This window comes from Shewanella sp. SG44-6, assembly GCF_014164185.1.
GTDB lineage: Bacteria > Pseudomonadota > Gammaproteobacteria > Enterobacterales > Shewanellaceae > Shewanella > Shewanella vesiculosa.
Window position 1 is genome coordinate 18,639 of record NZ_JACJER010000043.1, and the last position, 16,931, is coordinate 35,569.

Annotated in this window: 17 protein-coding genes and 1 pseudogene; 2 read left to right on the forward strand and 16 right to left on the reverse strand. The window is 42.9% G+C overall.

Features of this window, described 5'->3' with window-relative positions:
• Position 1 precedes the first annotated feature (1 nt).
• Positions 2-1,501 (forward strand): DUF3300 domain-containing protein, encoded by a 1,500-nt coding sequence (locus H5185_RS09770; RefSeq protein ID WP_259396200.1) that lies wholly within the window; start codon positions 2-4, stop codon positions 1,499-1,501.
• Between the two features lie 92 nt (positions 1,502-1,593).
• Here the strand turns inward: H5185_RS09770 and H5185_RS09775 are convergent, their stop codons facing one another.
• The 7 genes from H5185_RS09775 to H5185_RS09805 form a co-directional block, all read right to left on the reverse strand.
• Positions 1,594-2,991, reverse strand: coding sequence for an ATP-binding protein (locus tag H5185_RS09775; protein ID WP_182741990.1), 1,398 nt, complete (start codon positions 2,989-2,991; stop codon positions 1,594-1,596).
• A 78-nt stretch (positions 2,992-3,069) separates the two neighbouring features.
• The gene (locus tag H5185_RS09780; protein ID WP_124016858.1) at positions 3,070-3,729 is read right to left on the reverse strand and encodes a response regulator transcription factor; all 660 of its coding nucleotides are present in this window, start codon (positions 3,727-3,729) and stop codon (positions 3,070-3,072) included.
• Between the two features lie 6 nt (positions 3,730-3,735).
• Positions 3,736-4,614, reverse strand: coding sequence for an FAD:protein FMN transferase (locus H5185_RS09785; protein WP_182742000.1), 879 nt, complete (start codon positions 4,612-4,614; stop codon positions 3,736-3,738).
• Positions 4,615-4,691: 77 nt separating this feature from the next.
• Positions 4,692-5,990, reverse strand: coding sequence for a DUF3570 domain-containing protein (locus H5185_RS09790; protein WP_182741991.1), 1,299 nt, complete (start codon positions 5,988-5,990; stop codon positions 4,692-4,694).
• Positions 5,981-6,220 (reverse strand): DUF4266 domain-containing protein, encoded by a 240-nt coding sequence (locus tag H5185_RS09795; RefSeq protein ID WP_124016856.1) that lies wholly within the window; start codon positions 6,218-6,220, stop codon positions 5,981-5,983. Before H5185_RS09795 ends, H5185_RS09790 begins: the two co-directional genes overlap by 10 nt.
• 4 nt (positions 6,221-6,224) lie before the next feature.
• Positions 6,225-6,734 (reverse strand): TlpA disulfide reductase family protein, encoded by a 510-nt coding sequence (locus H5185_RS09800; RefSeq protein WP_124017011.1) that lies wholly within the window; start codon positions 6,732-6,734, stop codon positions 6,225-6,227.
• 131 nt (positions 6,735-6,865) lie between these two features.
• Positions 6,866-7,432: a cytochrome b/b6 domain-containing protein gene (locus tag H5185_RS09805; RefSeq protein ID WP_182741992.1), complete on the reverse strand. Its 567-nt coding sequence runs from the start codon at positions 7,430-7,432 to the stop codon at positions 6,866-6,868.
• A gap of 135 nt (positions 7,433-7,567) precedes the next feature.
• Here H5185_RS09805 and H5185_RS09810 point away from each other — a divergent pair, with 135 nt between their 5' ends.
• A complete protein-coding gene (locus H5185_RS09810; protein ID WP_182741993.1) occupies positions 7,568-7,969 on the forward strand; it encodes a hypothetical protein in 402 nt (133 codons plus the stop codon).
• Between the two features lie 16 nt (positions 7,970-7,985).
• On the opposite strand, the gene H5185_RS09815 is transcribed toward H5185_RS09810, so the two are convergent.
• The 9 genes and pseudogenes from H5185_RS09815 to rlmN form a co-directional block, all read right to left on the reverse strand.
• Complete coding sequence (locus tag H5185_RS09815; protein ID WP_124016853.1) at positions 7,986-8,195, reverse strand: DUF3565 domain-containing protein; 210 nt, start codon at positions 8,193-8,195, stop codon at positions 7,986-7,988.
• A 110-nt stretch (positions 8,196-8,305) separates the two neighbouring features.
• Entirely contained in the window at positions 8,306-9,772 is a 1,467-nt protein-coding gene (gene der, locus H5185_RS09820; RefSeq protein ID WP_011636594.1) for a ribosome biogenesis GTPase Der, read from the reverse strand.
• A 103-nt stretch (positions 9,773-9,875) separates the two neighbouring features.
• Entirely contained in the window at positions 9,876-11,111 is a 1,236-nt protein-coding gene (gene bamB / locus H5185_RS09825) for an outer membrane protein assembly factor BamB (protein ID WP_124016852.1), read from the reverse strand.
• Between the two features lie 12 nt (positions 11,112-11,123).
• Positions 11,124-11,744, reverse strand: coding sequence for a tetratricopeptide repeat protein (locus H5185_RS09830; protein ID WP_124016851.1), 621 nt, complete (start codon positions 11,742-11,744; stop codon positions 11,124-11,126).
• A gap of 26 nt (positions 11,745-11,770) precedes the next feature.
• Positions 11,771-13,045 carry a histidine--tRNA ligase gene (gene hisS, locus H5185_RS09835; RefSeq protein ID WP_182741994.1) on the reverse strand — a complete coding sequence of 425 codons (1,275 nt, stop codon included), beginning with the start codon at positions 13,043-13,045 and terminating at the stop codon, positions 11,771-11,773.
• A gap of 96 nt (positions 13,046-13,141) precedes the next feature.
• Entirely contained in the window at positions 13,142-14,257 is a 1,116-nt protein-coding gene (ispG, locus tag H5185_RS09840; RefSeq protein ID WP_124016849.1) for a flavodoxin-dependent (E)-4-hydroxy-3-methylbut-2-enyl-diphosphate synthase, read from the reverse strand.
• 31 nt (positions 14,258-14,288) lie between these two features.
• Positions 14,289-15,251: a RodZ domain-containing protein gene (locus H5185_RS09845; protein ID WP_182741995.1), complete on the reverse strand. Its 963-nt coding sequence runs from the start codon at positions 15,249-15,251 to the stop codon at positions 14,289-14,291.
• Positions 15,251-16,036 (reverse strand): type IV pilus biogenesis/stability protein PilW, encoded by a 786-nt coding sequence (gene pilW / locus H5185_RS09850; RefSeq protein ID WP_182741996.1) that lies wholly within the window; start codon positions 16,034-16,036, stop codon positions 15,251-15,253. The genes H5185_RS09845 and pilW overlap by 1 nt, the downstream gene beginning before the upstream one ends.
• 31 nt (positions 16,037-16,067) lie before the next feature.
• A pseudogene (gene rlmN, locus H5185_RS09855) lies at positions 16,068-16,841 on the reverse strand (23S rRNA (adenine(2503)-C(2))-methyltransferase RlmN); the annotation flags it as partial.
• Between the last annotated feature and the right edge of the window lie 90 nt (positions 16,842-16,931).

Consider the following 16,931-nt stretch of genomic DNA (forward strand, 5'->3'; position numbering starts at 1 on the left):
CATGAAAAAAGCCATTCACGCACCCGCTAAGGCGCTACTTGCCTTAGCTCTGGTTTGTATGCCATTAACAAGTGTGCAAGCGGCGCAGCCAACTAATAACCTCACTTACACAGCTGCAGATGATGCGGTCAGTGATGCTGAGTTGGCACAAATGCTTGCGCCTATTGCGCTATATCCAGACAGCTTATTAACTCACATCCTCATTGCGTCAACATATCCATTAGAAATTGTTCAAGCTAAGCGTTGGTTATCAAACCAAGGCGATCGTGATACGAAGCAAATCATGATAGAGGTCGAGTCACAAGACTGGGATCCAAGCGTCAAAGCCCTAGTGGCATTTCCCAATGTACTGCAACGCTTAAATGATGACTTAGCCTGGACACAAAGCGTAGGAGATGCCTTTTTACAAGACGAAGGCCGCATGCTAGATACCATTCAGTCGCTGAGACAACAAGCCGATAAGGCCAATAACTTAGCCGACCTTGAGCAAGTCAAAGTGTCGCGGGTTGAGCGTCGGATCATTATTGAGTCGGTTCGCCCTGAAATCGTCTATGTACCTTATTACGACAGTCGCATTGTTTATGGTGATTGGCGCTGGAACCGTTACCCGCCCGTTTACTGGAGTGCACCAGCTTATGTGCACTACCGCCCTAACCACAGCGCTATTTACTGGGACACTGGCGTACACATCAGTTTTAACTTCTTTTTTAGTAGTTTTCATTGGCATGACCGCCGCGTAATCGCCGTACCTGTTCATCAAAACTACCGTTACTACACACCACGGAAAATAAGTTACAGCCATGGTGCACAACATTGGCAACATAAGCCTAAACACCGCAAAGGTGTGGCGTACCACAGCCAAGTGATCAGCAAACGTTATAATGGCCATTATGAAAAACGTAACCAGCAAGTAAGTTATTCACGCGAACCTAAGCGCCAGCTAGCCAATGAGCCACGCCATTACTCAACCAAGGTGAACGATCAACATAATCAAGTCAATTACGCTAAGCAGGACAAGCATAGTGACAAATCAGCGCTTAAAAGAGTCAATCGCAATGATGCTGTTGAACACAGAAGTACCCAACTAAAGCGCGAATTAAGTCAGCAGCGTCAACCAGTTGCACAGGTAAAATCGTTTGATCGTAAAGGCGAACCAATGAAGTCAAGCTACAGTCGTCAGCGCGATGTGGCCCAAACTGGGCCTAAATATGAGGCAAAACCGGTCGCAAATATGACAAGCAAACCGCGCACTCAAGAATTACAACAAGCTCAGCGTAATACTCGAGTTGAAAAAGTGCGTGAGCCGCAGGTTAACACTATGCGCAATCAACAACAGCAAGTGAAACAAATACGCACAAACGAACCAAAGAGACAGCAAGTGCGCGATACATCCCGCTCCACATCTCAGCAAGTTTCACGATCGGTTAATCAGCAACGTGATAATTCATCACATCGCACAAACCAATCAAGGGATATAAAGCCATCAAGAGAAAGAGAGTAAGCACTTAATCGATTGCGAAAAAAACAACATGAGCAAAGTGTGTTTGCCATGTTGTTTTTTTAACTAACGTCATCAAAATTAACGATATTGAACTAAACTCGTGGCAATACGATACACACATCAAGCCCATGAGGATCGACCTGATTAAAGTTCAACTCCCCATGATGTAAGCTGATAATGTGCTGGCAAATAGACAAACCTAGACCCGCTCCTTGAGAAGCATTTTCATCAACACGATAAAATCTATTTTTGGCTAAGGCTATCTCCTTAGCAGACATCCCACGACCTTGATCAAGCACACAAATCATTGTGTACTCATCATCCTGAGAAGCCTTAATGGTAATTAATGATTCCGCAGGACTGTATTTGCAGGCATTTTCAATAATATTTTTCAGGACTAACTCAAGGTAAAACGCATCGGCGTTAATGGTCATGTCCGCAGGAATATCAATATGCCATTCATAATCAGCAATCACGTGTAATAACTGATTTATCACGTTATCAATGATGTCTTGTAGCTTACAATCTGTTTGATTTAACGCTTCAATCGCATCAACTCGCGACAACAGTAACAACTGCTCTACCATATGATTAATACGGTTTACGCCCTCACCTATGGCTTCTATATAGGCCAAGGTCGCAAGTTGAACATCAGGGGCTTGGCTGGACAATACATCACTTAAGCCGTCGCTATGTAACTTAATAATCGCTAACGGTGTTTTCAGCTCGTGTGCAGCGTCTGCGCTAAAACGACGCTCACGGATCATCGTCTCGCTAATACGCTGCAAATAACTGTTAAGTGCTTTTTGTGTCGACGCTAACTCTGTTGGTAACGTGAAATTGATTGGGGTTAGGTCTTGGGCAGGACGATTGTCTAAATGACGTTCTAATAATTTAACCGGTTTAAATAGGTAGTAAGTTAACGCCAACATAAAAAACATCATGATCGGCGTAATGATCAATGGCGAGCGCCAAGTATTGCTGATGATTAATGATACTAACTCTTGTCTGACATCATCACGCTGTGCGGTAACAATCCATACCTGCTGCGGCAATGAAAAAAAACTGTATACGTGCCATAAATCATTACCGATACGACGAGTATCATAACCTTGAGTAAAATTAGTTAGTAGTTGATCGCCAGAACTGTCAGAGTAAGCCAGTAACTGCCCGGTGCTAGACAGTAATTGAAATGACAACTTATGCTCATAAGATAAGGTAATAGGGTTAGCTTGTTCGGCAAATGTGTCGACTTTCGAATCATCAACATGGAACAGGATAGGCTTGAGAACAAGCTGAGCTAATTGCGCTTGCGTTAGATGATCAACATAAAACTTTTCTAGCATTTTCGAAGTTTGGATCATCTGTGCATCAAATAACTCTTCAACTTCATGCGTCGCATCACGGGTGCTCAAGATGCTCGAAAACGTCACGGTGAGGACAATCCCCACCAGCATGAGCAAACTTAATAATAATCGTAATGAAAACATAATGTCCTATGGTATTGAATAGCATCATAGCGCAATTTAGGTGTGACGCTGTTTACTGACGACTTGTCACGAAAAAGATTATACCGTTTCCGTTAAAATGTAGCCTATACCACGTACAGTTTTGATTAATTCGGTGGCAGTTTTTTTGCGTAGGTGATGAATATGCACCTCGATCGAATTACTGCCGACTTCATCCCAACCATAAGTTAATTGTTCAAGTTGATTACGGGTTAATACCCGTCCAGCAGATTGAGCAAACTCGAGCAATAATTGATACTCGCGCCGAGAGAGTGACACTAACACGCCGCGAAAATGTACTTCACAGCGGGCAAAATCAATATTAAGCGCGCCATAACTAAATTGATTATTGTCTAGACCATGCTGGCGTCGAATAATAGCGCGTAATCTTGCAATAAGCTCTCTGACATCAAAAGGTTTACTTAAATAATCGTCTGCGCCAATATCTAAACACATCAAACGTGTATCAAAATCAGTATTTGCAGTGAGTACAATAATCGGTAACGAGATACCGTTACGACGCCACAGTTTTAGTAAGTCCGCGCCATTGCCATCAGGCAACCCCAAATCGAGAATAATCGCGCTAAAATCTTCATTATTCAGGGCTACCTCCGCCTGCTTATAGGACGGCAGATGATCAACCTGGATACCTTCTTTGGCCAAACTCAGCATCACGCCTTGGGCGAGTAGTTTATTGTCTTCAACCAGTAACACGCGCATGATGACTTATCCCCTAAATACCTTAAAATCGACACCTTGCTGCTGTAAAAACGCTTCAGCATCTGGCCCTTTTAACATCGACATCGTGGCTAACATTCCCGCCATAACACAATTTGGCGCGAGTACAGTAACCGATAATGGCGCCTGTTCTATCGGATAACCATTTTGAGGATTAATAATATGCCCATAACGCTTACCGTTCACTTCTATATAACGTCGAGTATTGCCGCTGGTCGCGAGAGCACCCTGACGGATAGTTAATAGTGCAGCAGCATTATCAAGCTTCTGCGGGTTTTCAATCCCCACCTGCCAGCCATCCGCTTTGGAGACCGGACAAGCAATATCACCACCAAAATTAACTAATACCGAGGTATCAGGCCAACGTTGAGCCAATATATTTGCGGTGCGATCAACGGCATATTCTTTACCGATACCGCCAAAATCGACACTCATGCCAGCCGGCATATGAACGCTAGTGTTAGTCAATGTAATACGTTCAAAACCAACTTGATCTAAGGCTTTATCAATCTCAGTTTGTAGCGGTACACAATGGCTGCCATCAAAACGCCATAGGGCCATTAATGGGCAAGCGCTGATATCAAATGCTGTCTCGCTTAATTGAAAACATTGTTTAGCAAAGGTAAATAAATGAAGGGTTTCGGCATCAATGACTGTTGTGTCACCTTGAGCATGATTTAACTGCCACACCACATTACCTTCAATAAAACGACTAAATTTATGTTCTATACGCTTAGCTTCATCATAAGCAATATTGAGCATTTGCCGAGCAACATGCTCGTCATTCACCGCCATTAACAATTCGCATGGGCTTGCCATAGCGTTAAATGAACCTAAAAAGCCCCAATGACGAGTCTGTAAGCTCATCGCCTCTGGGGCTTTTAACACTGTAGTTAGCCGTTTATGCACGTAAAGTGACTCGTTTTATGGATATAACATCCATCTTAAAACGAATAACTCACTTGAGCTACAATTGCCTTCACTGCTGGGAATAAATCATAGTTCTGTAACTGACCCGGTAATTGCGTACCATTATTTTCAGGATTTTGCTGATAATACTCAATACGATAACTTAACTCATGTCCACCGGATAAACGCTGACCAAACTTAAGCCCTATCGTATAAGCCGTCATATCACCAATACGATAATCTGCGCTGGCATACTCAGGTATGGCATCGCCACTCATTAAGAATGGTCGATAAAACTCAGCAGCCTGCTGTTGGTAATAACGTAAATGTAATTGTCCGTAGATGCTTGGGCTAAAGTAATAGCGATAATGGGTTTCTAACGTATGTGATTGAATATCCCAATCGTCAGTACTGTAACGATATGAAAAATCGACTACACCAGAATCTAAAGCACCTTTGGTAAGTAAAAACACACTGTGTTTCAAGCGTGAATCAGGACGATTTTCATAACGGTAAGCTTGTGTTTGACCATTAGCATCAACTTCACTAAGAATTTTATACGGGTCAGTCATGTAACCAGACACACTGGATAAACCATAGTTAGCCTGCATTAACCAATTACGATTAATAATCTGAGTGACACCGAACATAATATCGCTCGTTTGCTTAGTATCATCACCCGCTAAACGAGTTTGATCAAATGCAGCTTGATAATCGGCATCACTGGCATAATTACCCCGAAACACCATTTGTGACATGGCTACTGGGCGACCGCCTACAGGGTCAACCACATCATTACTGAACGCGCCAGACAACGACACCGTCGTGTTGTTTTTATTGAAGCTGCGCTCAAGGCCCGCATTAATCCCCATAGAGAGATAATCGAACTCTTTAGAGCCGTACACACCGACATTACCAGTCCAATCTTGGTTAAGCACTTCTTGCCAATTAGCGCTTAGCTGTACCCGGGTATCGTGAAAGGTATCGTCAAGCGGCGTTTCACCTGAGCTAACGGTATATTGGCCGTCGCCTGAAGGACGGGTAAAGGTTTGGCTTTCGTCTTGGGCAACCGCACCAGAAGCCGATGCGCCTGTTAAGCTGTCGACTACAATTTTCATGTCTAGGAGTGAAGTTTCGCCAAAGGCTTTTTGCACATTACCAATGGCTTCTGCAGCTTGCACACGGTCTTGCTCACCATAATACATAATGGCAGCATCGACTTTCCAATCATCATTTGCAGGAGTAGCTTCAGCAGCACTCACCTGTTGATTCAGTAGACTGCAGCTTGCTAACGCCAATGCACTGGCAATATTTTGCTTAGATGTTAGTTGCATCCACAACCTCCACCCGCTAATGAACGCCCACCGCTGGTGCCTTCTTTACTGAAATAAATATGGTCATCTAAGGCAAGATCGAGTTTTTCGCTGTTTAAGGCCATGTCAGCTCTGGCTAATTGATCTTTTTCCCAAGGTTGTACACCTAGGCTTGAACATCCAGCCAAACTACTGACAATGGCTAACGCCACTGCCGCCTTGGCTAAGGGTTGATAAAACGCTTTCGTCATGAGTTTACTCCTGTAACAACATTTGGATTTCTTGCTCGTAGGCGGGGGTATTTTCGGTAAAAAATCCCATGTGAGTTTGTACCAGTTCACCTTTACGGTTAAACATAAAACTACTTGGCATTCCTTGTAACTCAAAGGCTCGAGCTATATCGCCCTCAGGGTCAAAGCGAAGATTAAATTTTCCCGGTAGCTTACTCAGAAACTCATGCGCTAATGCTGTGTCAACATCAAGGTTAATCGCTACAACCTCTAGACCTTGCTGTTGATATTTAGCTTGCATGGCATTCATCCAAGGGAATGATTTGCGGCATGGGCCACACCATGAAGCCCAAAAGTCGACATAAACGACCTTACCAGCAAATTGTTGCAAACTGACAGACTGCCCTTGCAGATCCATCACTTTATTATCTAATGACGGAGCAGCATAAGCAGTAACACTGACTCCAAGGCTTAACGCCAAACTTAACGCGGCAATGTTAAACTTACTTAAGCGTGAAAATAACTTTTTTGACATCATATTTTTGCCTACTGACTGAATATAGGACAAAGTAAGTTACCAAGCTTAAGGTTTACTTAAGTAAACAGATCGAACAATTTAAAAAGCTGGCCAAGGCAAATGCTGCCTCGACCACACAATTGTTAAGGTTAACCACCAATCATCTTCGACACTAAACCTTTCTCATGACCCGATTCAGCCACTAAAATACCCGCTAAATGTAAACTGATAAAAGGAATGAAATACCAAAGTGCCAGTACATGTATTGTTTCAGCCTGTCCTTCTATTGATTCTGGGCCAAATTTAAGCAACAAACCGGTTATAACTGACAAGGCGACACCCGCATAAAATAGCCAATAGACCCACGCTTGAAACTTTTGTTTAGTGGTTGCTTGGCGCGAAAAAGGTGATGTGTAATGCAGACCAAATTTAGCCATATAGATAAAACGCGTCAACACAAATACACTGACCGCATAGCCGAAATAAATATGCCACTGAAACATAACACCACGAATACTTCTTGCAATGCTCACCGCTTGCTTATCAGTAATGATGACATCAATTTTGGCTAAACCTTGATGAATAATCGCGGCCATATGGTTTTTCTCCATCCAGCCAAGTCGCAATAAAACTGTTAATAGCATGACCATCATAGTCAACGCGAGCCCCCAGTGAATGAGACGATGAAGCAGTGGGAAATTAGTCTGTGTTTGCATATAAACCTCGATAGGATTGCGATAATGCGGCTATTATTACGCCGAAATCTTAACAATTACTTATGAATAACAATAATCGAAAAATATTCTAAAACATGACATTATGACAGCATAAAACATTGAAAGAGGTCACACGTGACAACTATTTTGATTAAGTATAGCCAAATAGTGTTATTTCTAGCAGGTCTAGGGACTTCATTAGGTGGACTGTATACTTTGTTTCCCCAATGGGCGCTGGAAAACCTAAACCAACTGCCCTTCTTTGCCAGTGATACAATTTTCATTCAGCATTGGGGCTTTATGGTATTAATGGTGGGATGCAGTTTTTTTATTGCAATGTTTCGCTCAGATTGGGTCAAACCAGTATTTTGCATTGCGCTAATTGAAAAGCTGTTTTTTATTAGCTTAGTATTGAGCAATGCCAATCAACCTTTTGTCGATGGATTTTGGTCATCAATGGTAATGGACATGATTATATGTACCTACATCGCCGCTTACTTATGGTGGTGTCGAACCGCCAGTGAGTTAACGTCTTAAGATAGGCAAACTCAATTTAATCGAGCTTATCTGCCGCTGCCGCGACATCGCATTTTTTACAAATAAGGATCATGCCTAATTGTTGTTGTCGACCTTCTACCGTCGTCACCCAGGGGCGAACAGTCCAAGGTGGATTATGGCGTACATGTTGAAAATGGCCACAGCCTAATTCTGCCACCCAATGCTGCTCTTCATCCAGGTGATAACCGATAATTTGTTGCTGCATCCTCGTTCACCTAATCTTTAATAGCAATGCCAATAGCACGGTTAACACCGACAAAAAAGCCTGAACAAGTCAGGCTTTTTGAGCGATAAATAACTTAAGTCAATACCAGGTTACTTAGTACGATCGCGAATGTGGCTCATTGCACGCTTACGACGACGCTCTTGACCCACGGTTAACTTTTCAGTTCTACCTTCAAACGGGTTAGCACCTTCGTGGAAACGTAACTGAATTGGCGTACCAACTACTTTCAATGAACGACGGAAGTAGTTCATCATATAGCGCTTATACGAATCAGGTAGCTTCTTAACTTGGTTACCATGAATAACCACGATTGGTGGGTTATAACCGCCAGCGTGAGCATATTTCAGTTTCACACGACGACCATTAACCAATGGAGGTTGGTGATCATCTTGCGACATCTGCATAACGCGAGTCAGCATTGAAGTACTCACACGACGTGTAGCACTGTCGTAGGCTTCTTCAATTGACTCATACAAATGACCAACGCCAGTGCCATGTAATGCAGAGATAAAGTGAATACGGGCGAAATCGATAAAGCCTAAACGGCGATCAAGTTCGCTTTTAACACGGTCTTTGACTTTTTGATCAATACCGTCCCACTTATTTATCGCAATAACCAATGCACGACCAGCGTTTAAGGTAAAACCTAATAAACCAAGATCTTGCTCTGCAATACCTTCGCGCGCATCGATAACCAATAATACTACGTTAGCATCTTCAACTGCTTTTAAGGTTTTAATCACCGAGAATTTCTCGATAACTTCATTCACTTTACTGCGACGACGAACACCAGCAGTATCAATTAACACGTACTCTCTACCTTCACGTGACATTGGAATATAAATACTGTCACGAGTAGTACCGGGTTCGTCATAAACCACCACACGTTCTTCGCCGAGGATACGGTTAATCAGTGTTGATTTACCCACGTTAGGCTTACCAATAATGGCGAGCTTAATCGGTAAGTTTTGCAGGCGTTCTTGTTCTGCTTCAGCTTCTTCTTCAGTATATTCACGTTCGACTTGCTCGCCTTCTTCGTCGAGTTCGCGAACGATACCCATAGCTTCAGCATAAGGCGTTAGTGCGTAATCAATCATGTTGGTCACACCACGGCCTTGCGCGGCAGCCATTTGGTATACTTCACCTAGACCTAAAGACCAAAACTCACCACAAGCTGAATCGGCATCAATACCGTCGACTTTGTTAGCAACCACAAAAGTGACTTTATCACGGCTACGTAAATGCTGAGCAATCGCTAAATCAGCAGCTGTCATACCCGCACGAGCGTCAGTCATAAATAATACGACATCCGCTTCTTCAATCGCGGCCAATGACTGTTCAGCCATTTTAGTTTCGATCCCTTCTTCGCTGCCATCAATACCGCCAGTATCAACAACGATAAACTCGTAGCCAGCTAAAAATGCGCGGCCGTATTTACGGTCACGTGTTAAACCTGGGAAATCAGCGACTAACGCATCACGAGTACGAGTAAGACGGTTAAATAATGTCGATTTGCCGACATTCGGTCGCCCTACAAGGGCCACTACAGGGATCATGATTTTGCCTCTAAAAAACTTTTCAATAAAAAGCCCCCGGAACGCTTCCAGGGGCTCTAGTAAGGATATTATACCTTAATTAACGCAAAAATAATGCTACGACTTATTCCGCATCAGTTTTGGTATCTTCCTCAGCATTCATTTGCTCTTGCTTGTTCAAGGAAACAATAGCAACTTTACCACTTCGGCCTTGAACATAAATGTTGTCACCCACCACTAAAGGTTGGGCATATAATCCATCACTATCAACTTCAATGCGGCCAACAATGTCACCGCTATTACGGTCAATAAAGTGCAAGTAACCTTCAAAGTCACCAACAACAATGTAATTGTCTATCACGGCTGGAGCGGTTAATTCACGGTTTTTAAGAACCGAATTACTCCATAATTCAAGACCATTGCGGCGATCAACCGAATAAATACGGCTATGATCATCAACTAAGTACAGGCCAATACCTGCAGCAGCTAAATCATTAAAGCTTGAATATTTACGTGACCAAACAATCCGTCCGCTGCGAAGCTCCATAGACACGAGATTACCGTTGTAACTCGCAACATAAATATTTTCGCCCAAAATTAATGGCGTCATATCAATATCGGCCATCCGGGTAAACTCATTGGAACCCGTTGGGGTAAATACCGCTTGTTCCCATGCTTGTTGGCCATTACTTTTGACCACAACAGCGACTTTGCCATCTGCTGTGCCTAAAAAGAAACCGCCCGCTTCATAAGCGGCTGAACCTGTACCTCGTAAGGTAAGGTTTGGCAGCTGCATTTCATAGGTCCATAACTTTTCACCGTTATCGATATTAAATGCTTCAAATGCACCTTTACTGGTATTTACAGCAACAACATCTTCTGCCACTGTCGGTGCCGATAATAACTCACCATTAGCTTGAGCAGACCACACTACGTCACCCGTAGCCTCATCTAGCGCAACTAATAAGCCAGTTTCACCACCAACAAAGACTTTGTTACGTGCCGCTGTAACGCCGGCAGCTAAACGAATTCCTTTGGTTTTAATTTCAAGCTTATCTTCAAAGACATCATTAAAGTCTTGTTTCCATAGCTCCTTGCCGCTGGTTTCATCAAACGCAACCACAACACCGCTGCGATCGGCGACAAATAATTTGCCATAACGAACCGCAGGACGAAGTTGCGAGTAATAATCACCTACGCCATCGCCAACACTGGTATCCCAAGTCACTTCAGGAAATACAGTTGCTTGTATATCAACTAATTCACTCACTGGCTCTTCTTCAACATCACTTGAAGAACAAGCAGACATAAGAGCAACACTTAACCCGACGGCAAGTAGATTTTTACACCAAGACTTCATTGGCTAAATTCCTTATGCCTTATTTAGATTGTCTAACTTCATGGTCAGCGCAGGACTGGCTATCGCACCACCATTATCCACGGCTGCTTGATAAGCTAATTTGGCTTTATCCAAATCACCTTGACGCACTAAAAAGTCGCCTTTTAATTCTTCACGTTGCGAAGCAAATGCTTTATCAGTCACTTGTTCTAGTGTGGCTAATGCCATACCAAGATTATTTTGCTCAGCTTGAATACGCGCTAGACGTATCATGGCCACCATGCCTAAACCTGAACCAGGCTCTGCGGCAATTACTTTGGTAAATGAGGCTTCAGCTTTTGCTAAATCACCCGCTTCAACCGCTGATTTAGCGACCATCAACTCGAGTAATGCCTGATAACCTTGCTGATCATGTTCTGATGTAAAGCTTTCTGCCTGAACCAATAACGCTGCAGGGTTAGCTGACTGTGTCACGATAGACTGAAACGATTCGGAAGCTTTTTCGGCTGCCGTCACTTTCATATCAGAATAAGTATTCCAACCATATAGACCACCAAGGCCTACCACGGCACCCACGACAATCGAAGTACCATAATCTTTCCAGAACTGCTTGATAGCATCTACTTGTTGTTCTTCTGTGCTATAAATTTCCACTTGCACTTCCCCTTTGAAATCAATTCTTAAATCAGTTCTGCAATTTTAGTTACGAGTTCACTACGCGTAACCAATTGTTGTTCGTCTTTTGTTCTTAACGGCTTGATAGCCACTTGATTATTCGCGACTTCATTTTCGCCAATGATCAACGCAAATTGAGCACCGCTTTTATCGGCACGCTTCATTTGCTTTTTAAAGTTACCACCACCGCAATGACTCATGACTTTAAGCGTTGGTAACTGTTGACGCAACTCTTGAGCCACTTTAATGGCTTCAACCACACAATTCTCACCCATAGCAGTAACATAGATGTCTACTTCAGGGGCAATATCACTGGTTAACTCAAGCGTTTCAAGTAATAGTACAATGCGCTCAAGGCCCATTGCAAAACCAACGGCTGGAGTATCTTTCCCCCCCAGTTGACCGACTAAACCATCATAGCGGCCACCCGCCAACACTGTACCTTGAGAGCCCAAACTGGTGGTAACCCATTCGAATACAGTGCGGTTATAATAATCTAAACCACGTACTAAACGTGGATTGATGGTGTATTGGATGCCAACAGCGTCTAAGAGTTCACATAAAGTTGAAAAATGTGTCTTAGTTTCTTCACCCAAGTAATCCATTAATGCTGGTGCGTCAGCTAAAATAGCCTGCACTTGCTGATCTTTAGTGTCCAGTACACGCAATGGATTTGAATACATCCGACGTTTACTATCTTCATCGAGAATATCTTTATGCTGCTCTAAAAAAGCAATTAACGCATCGCGATAGGCTGCACGTTCAGCGGGATCGCCTAAGGTGTTTAGCTCAAGTGCAACGTGCTCTTTAATCCCTAACAAGTCCCATAAACGGGCTGATAACATCAATACTTCAGCATCAATATCGGCGCTACCAATGCCATACACTTCAACACCGAACTGGTGGAACTGACGATAACGACCTTTTTGCGGACGCTCATGACGGAACATAGGTCCCATATACCATAAACGTTGTTCTTGGTTGTAAAGCAGACCATGTTCGTTACCCGCACGAACAGTTGAAGCGGTACCTTCAGGACGTAAGGTTAAGCTGTCACTATTACGATCTTCAAAGGTATACATTTCTTTTTCAACAATATCGGTCACTTCACCAATAGAGCGTTTGAAAAGGTCGGTACTTTCTACGATAGGAGTGCGAATTTCGCTATAACCGAATGCACTAACAGATGAACGCAATACTGCTTCGAGTTTTTGCCATATAGGACTTTGGGTAGGCAGAATATCATTCATTCCGCGAATAGCTTGGATTTGCTTTGCCACTGTTAACTTGTCCACTTATTGAATTAGCTTGCGCTAATAAAATGTAAATACACCCTCTGCATCGGCAACTTTAGGTTGTCATGCACAGGATTAAGATTATTCGGTTTTATCGGTTATCGCGATACGGTTGGCCATCATGCTTGCTTTTGCACGGATCTTAGCTTCTAAACCATCGACGATATTGTTATTATCAAAGCGTTCTTTTTGACGCACTCCGCCATCATAATAACCGCTTTTAGCATGGCCACCCGTTAAACCAATATCAGACACTAATGCCTCGCCTGGACCATTAACCACACAACCTATAATGGACACATCCATTGCGGTGGTAATGTCTTCAAGACGACGTTCAAGTTCATTGACTGTGCTAATCACATCAAATTCTTGGCGCGAACAAGAAGGACAAGCAATAAAATTAATTCCACGGCTACGAATGCGCAAAGACTTTAAAATATCAAAGCCCACTTTGATTTCTTCAACGGGATCGGCTGCTAACGAAATACGTAAAGTATCACCAATACCCTCAGCTAATAACATGCCTAAACCCACAGCTGATTTAACTGAACCGGCACGCATACCGCCTGCTTCAGTAATCCCCAAATGCAAAGGTTGACGTATTTGTTTAGCGAGTAAACGATAAGATGCGACAGCAAGAAATACATCTGAGGCTTTTACACTGACTTTAAATTGATCAAAGTTCAAACGGTCCAAAATATCCACATGACGCATTGCCGACTCAAACAACGCCTCCGGAGTTGGCTCGCGATACTTATCCATTAAGTCTTTTTCAAGCGAACCACCATTGACCCCGATACGGATTGGAATATTTTTATCGCGTGCACATTCAACAACGCTGCGAATACGCTCTTCATTACCAATATTTCCAGGATTTATACGCAGGCAATCTGCACCGTATTCAGCCACTTTAAGTGCAATACGATAATCAAAATGAATATCGGCAATCAAAGGCACATTCACTGACTGTTTAATGATTTTAAACGCTTCAGCAGCATCCATCGTTGGCACAGAAACACGCACTAAATCAGCGCCCACCTTTTCCAACGCACGAATTTGTGCAACTGTGGCTTCAACATCATTAGTATTGGTATTGGTCATCGACTGGACAGCAATCGGTGCACCATCGCCAATAGGCACATTGCCCACATATATACGTGTTGATGGTCTGCGAATAATTGGGGATTCGTTATACATGTAAATGTACTCTACTGCAGTTGCTAAAGCATTATGACGCTTTAGGCAGGGTTAATCTTGCTACTCGACCATTGGCAAATTCAGCTAAACTGATTTTATTGCCATCGAGGCTGATACTGGCGACTTGAGGTGCACCTAGGATCACTTTAAACGGTTTTGTACCTTGAACTTCAATTCGCTGAGCTGAATTTTTCACGCCATCAACCATGACTTTACCTGTGGCATCAGTCACATTAACCCAACAATCACCTGAAAGTTCAATGGTTAATACACTTGCACCACTCACTAAACTTGAGCTTGTTGATGCTGCTTGTGCATTATCACTTTCAACACTGCTAGGTGAAGTACTAGCTGCATCTTGCGCCGTTTGAATAAGCTTATCTTCAGCATCTATTGCAGCTTGGCTAGGAGCCTCTGCCGCACTCGCACTGGCTTCGTTACTTGGCTCATTACCACTATACTGTTCAGTTTCGCTTCTAATGAATTGTTGCGGTTGGGCCATGTTACTTCCAGCAGCAATTTCTTCAACGGTTGGTTGAGATAAATCAACACTGGTTATTAACGATGACTTTTGAACCCACCACAATACTAACATGGCGATCAATACGGCAATAATAAGGTAAGTCACAAAATTTAGACGGCTATTACGAGCTTGATGCGTCGTCTTACGTGAAAAACTTTGCATTTCAGGGGCAACAATTTCAGGTAATTGCTGGCTTAAACATAGCTGAATTTTGTTCATATCAGCACTTACTGCACGAGCATAATTTTTAATATAGCCGCGCACATAAGTGGTAGAGGCAATATTATCAAAGATGTCATTTTCAAGATCATTAATGATCTTGGGGCGTAAATGCAGTTGAGTTGCGACGGTCTCAATTGAGATCCCTTTTGCTTCACGGGCCGCTTTTAAAATGGCCCCAGCAGTAACAACATTTGTTAACAATGACGCGTTCTCTTCGTCTTGTTCTACTTGTTCGAATTCTTTAGTCATTAATTCAAGTTAGCTCTATAATTTTTGGCTTGTGGAGATGCAGGAAACTTCGCAATTAATAAAATGCCAAATCGTTTTACGGCCTCTACATCATTCGCCGCCCGCTCAATCTTGATCCCTAAGGCTAAACTTTCTGCTGATTCACTAGCAACTCGATGGTATCTTGCGAGTTGTTCGCGCGCATCGCCGTAGTCAGCATCTTCCATGGCTAACTCGGTTAATTCTAATAATGTGACTTTACGTCTTGGATCATACTTTAACGCCATATTAAAATACTGTCGCGCTTTTTCTTTATTACCGGCTTTGCGACTGCATACACCTAGATTTTCATAACTTGATGCGGTACGGGTATATTGAGGTGTCTCTATGGCTGCAAGAAACATTTTCTCAGACTCGGCAAACTTATTTTGTTGGCACAAAAACACCCCAAAATTGTTACGCGCATCACCCGTCACATCACTCAAACTAATCGCTTTTTTGTATGACTCTTCCGTTCGCTCAATATCGCCAACGGTTTGATAATAATAAGCCATTGCCATATGAACTTCACTGATGTTCGGCGCATATTCAACAGCTTTATTTAAATTATACTTTGCTTGCTCGCTATTACCACGCTGTAGATAAGTCAGTCCTAGTTGCATACGTTCTCTAGCAGCTCCCTGCTTATCAAACTGACGTTCAGCTACAGGGGTATCAGTACCACTGTAAGTACGCTCAGTAACACAAGCAGTGGCAGACAAAGCCACTAAAGTCATTAAACAAACCTTTTGCATTACATGCTTCATTTATAAGCCTATTATCTATGCAAACAACGAGTTATTCCATTGTGACTGAAATCTGACTCTGTTGCATTTGTTTTTTTGCTAAACGCTTTGTTCTATCACGAATATCACCGGCTAATTGACCACAAGCAGCATCAATATCGTCACCACGCGTTTTACGCACAATCACGGTTAGACCATGTTCCATTAACACTTTAGAAAAACGGTCAATGCGTGAGTTCGATGAACGGCCATACGGAGAACCAGGATACGGGTTAAACGGAATTAAGTTAATCTTACATGGCGTATCTTTCATTAAGATAGCGAGTTCATGTGCTTGATCTGTGCTGTCATTTATATGATCAAGCATCACATACTCAACCGTGACACGGCCACGGTTTGCATTAGACTTTTCTAAATAGCGACGAATACCCGCTAAAAACTCCTGCAATGGGTATTTTTTATTCACCGGAACGAGCACGTCACGTAACTTATCGTTAGGCGCATGGATACTGACGGCTAATGCCACATCGATGACATCACCTAATTTATCAAGTGCAGGTACCACACCCGAGGTTGATAATGTCACTCGACGCTTAGATAAACTAAAGCCAAAATCATCTAACATAATGTCCATAGCAGGGATAACGTTAGCAAGGTTAAGCAAAGGCTCGCCCATCCCCATCATCACTACGTTTGAAATTGGTCGATCGCCAGTGTCTTTATGGAAACCTAAAAATTGCGACACTCGCCAAACTTGACCGATGATTTCAGCGACGGTTAAATTACGGTTAAAACCTGGCTGACTAGTAGAGCAAAAAGTACATTCGAAACCGTCTATATTCCAGAAGAAGACCGAGCGACCTTTTGTGTGTCGTCACAAGTTGGTGGCGCTTTAGAATGTACTTTTTGCTCTACT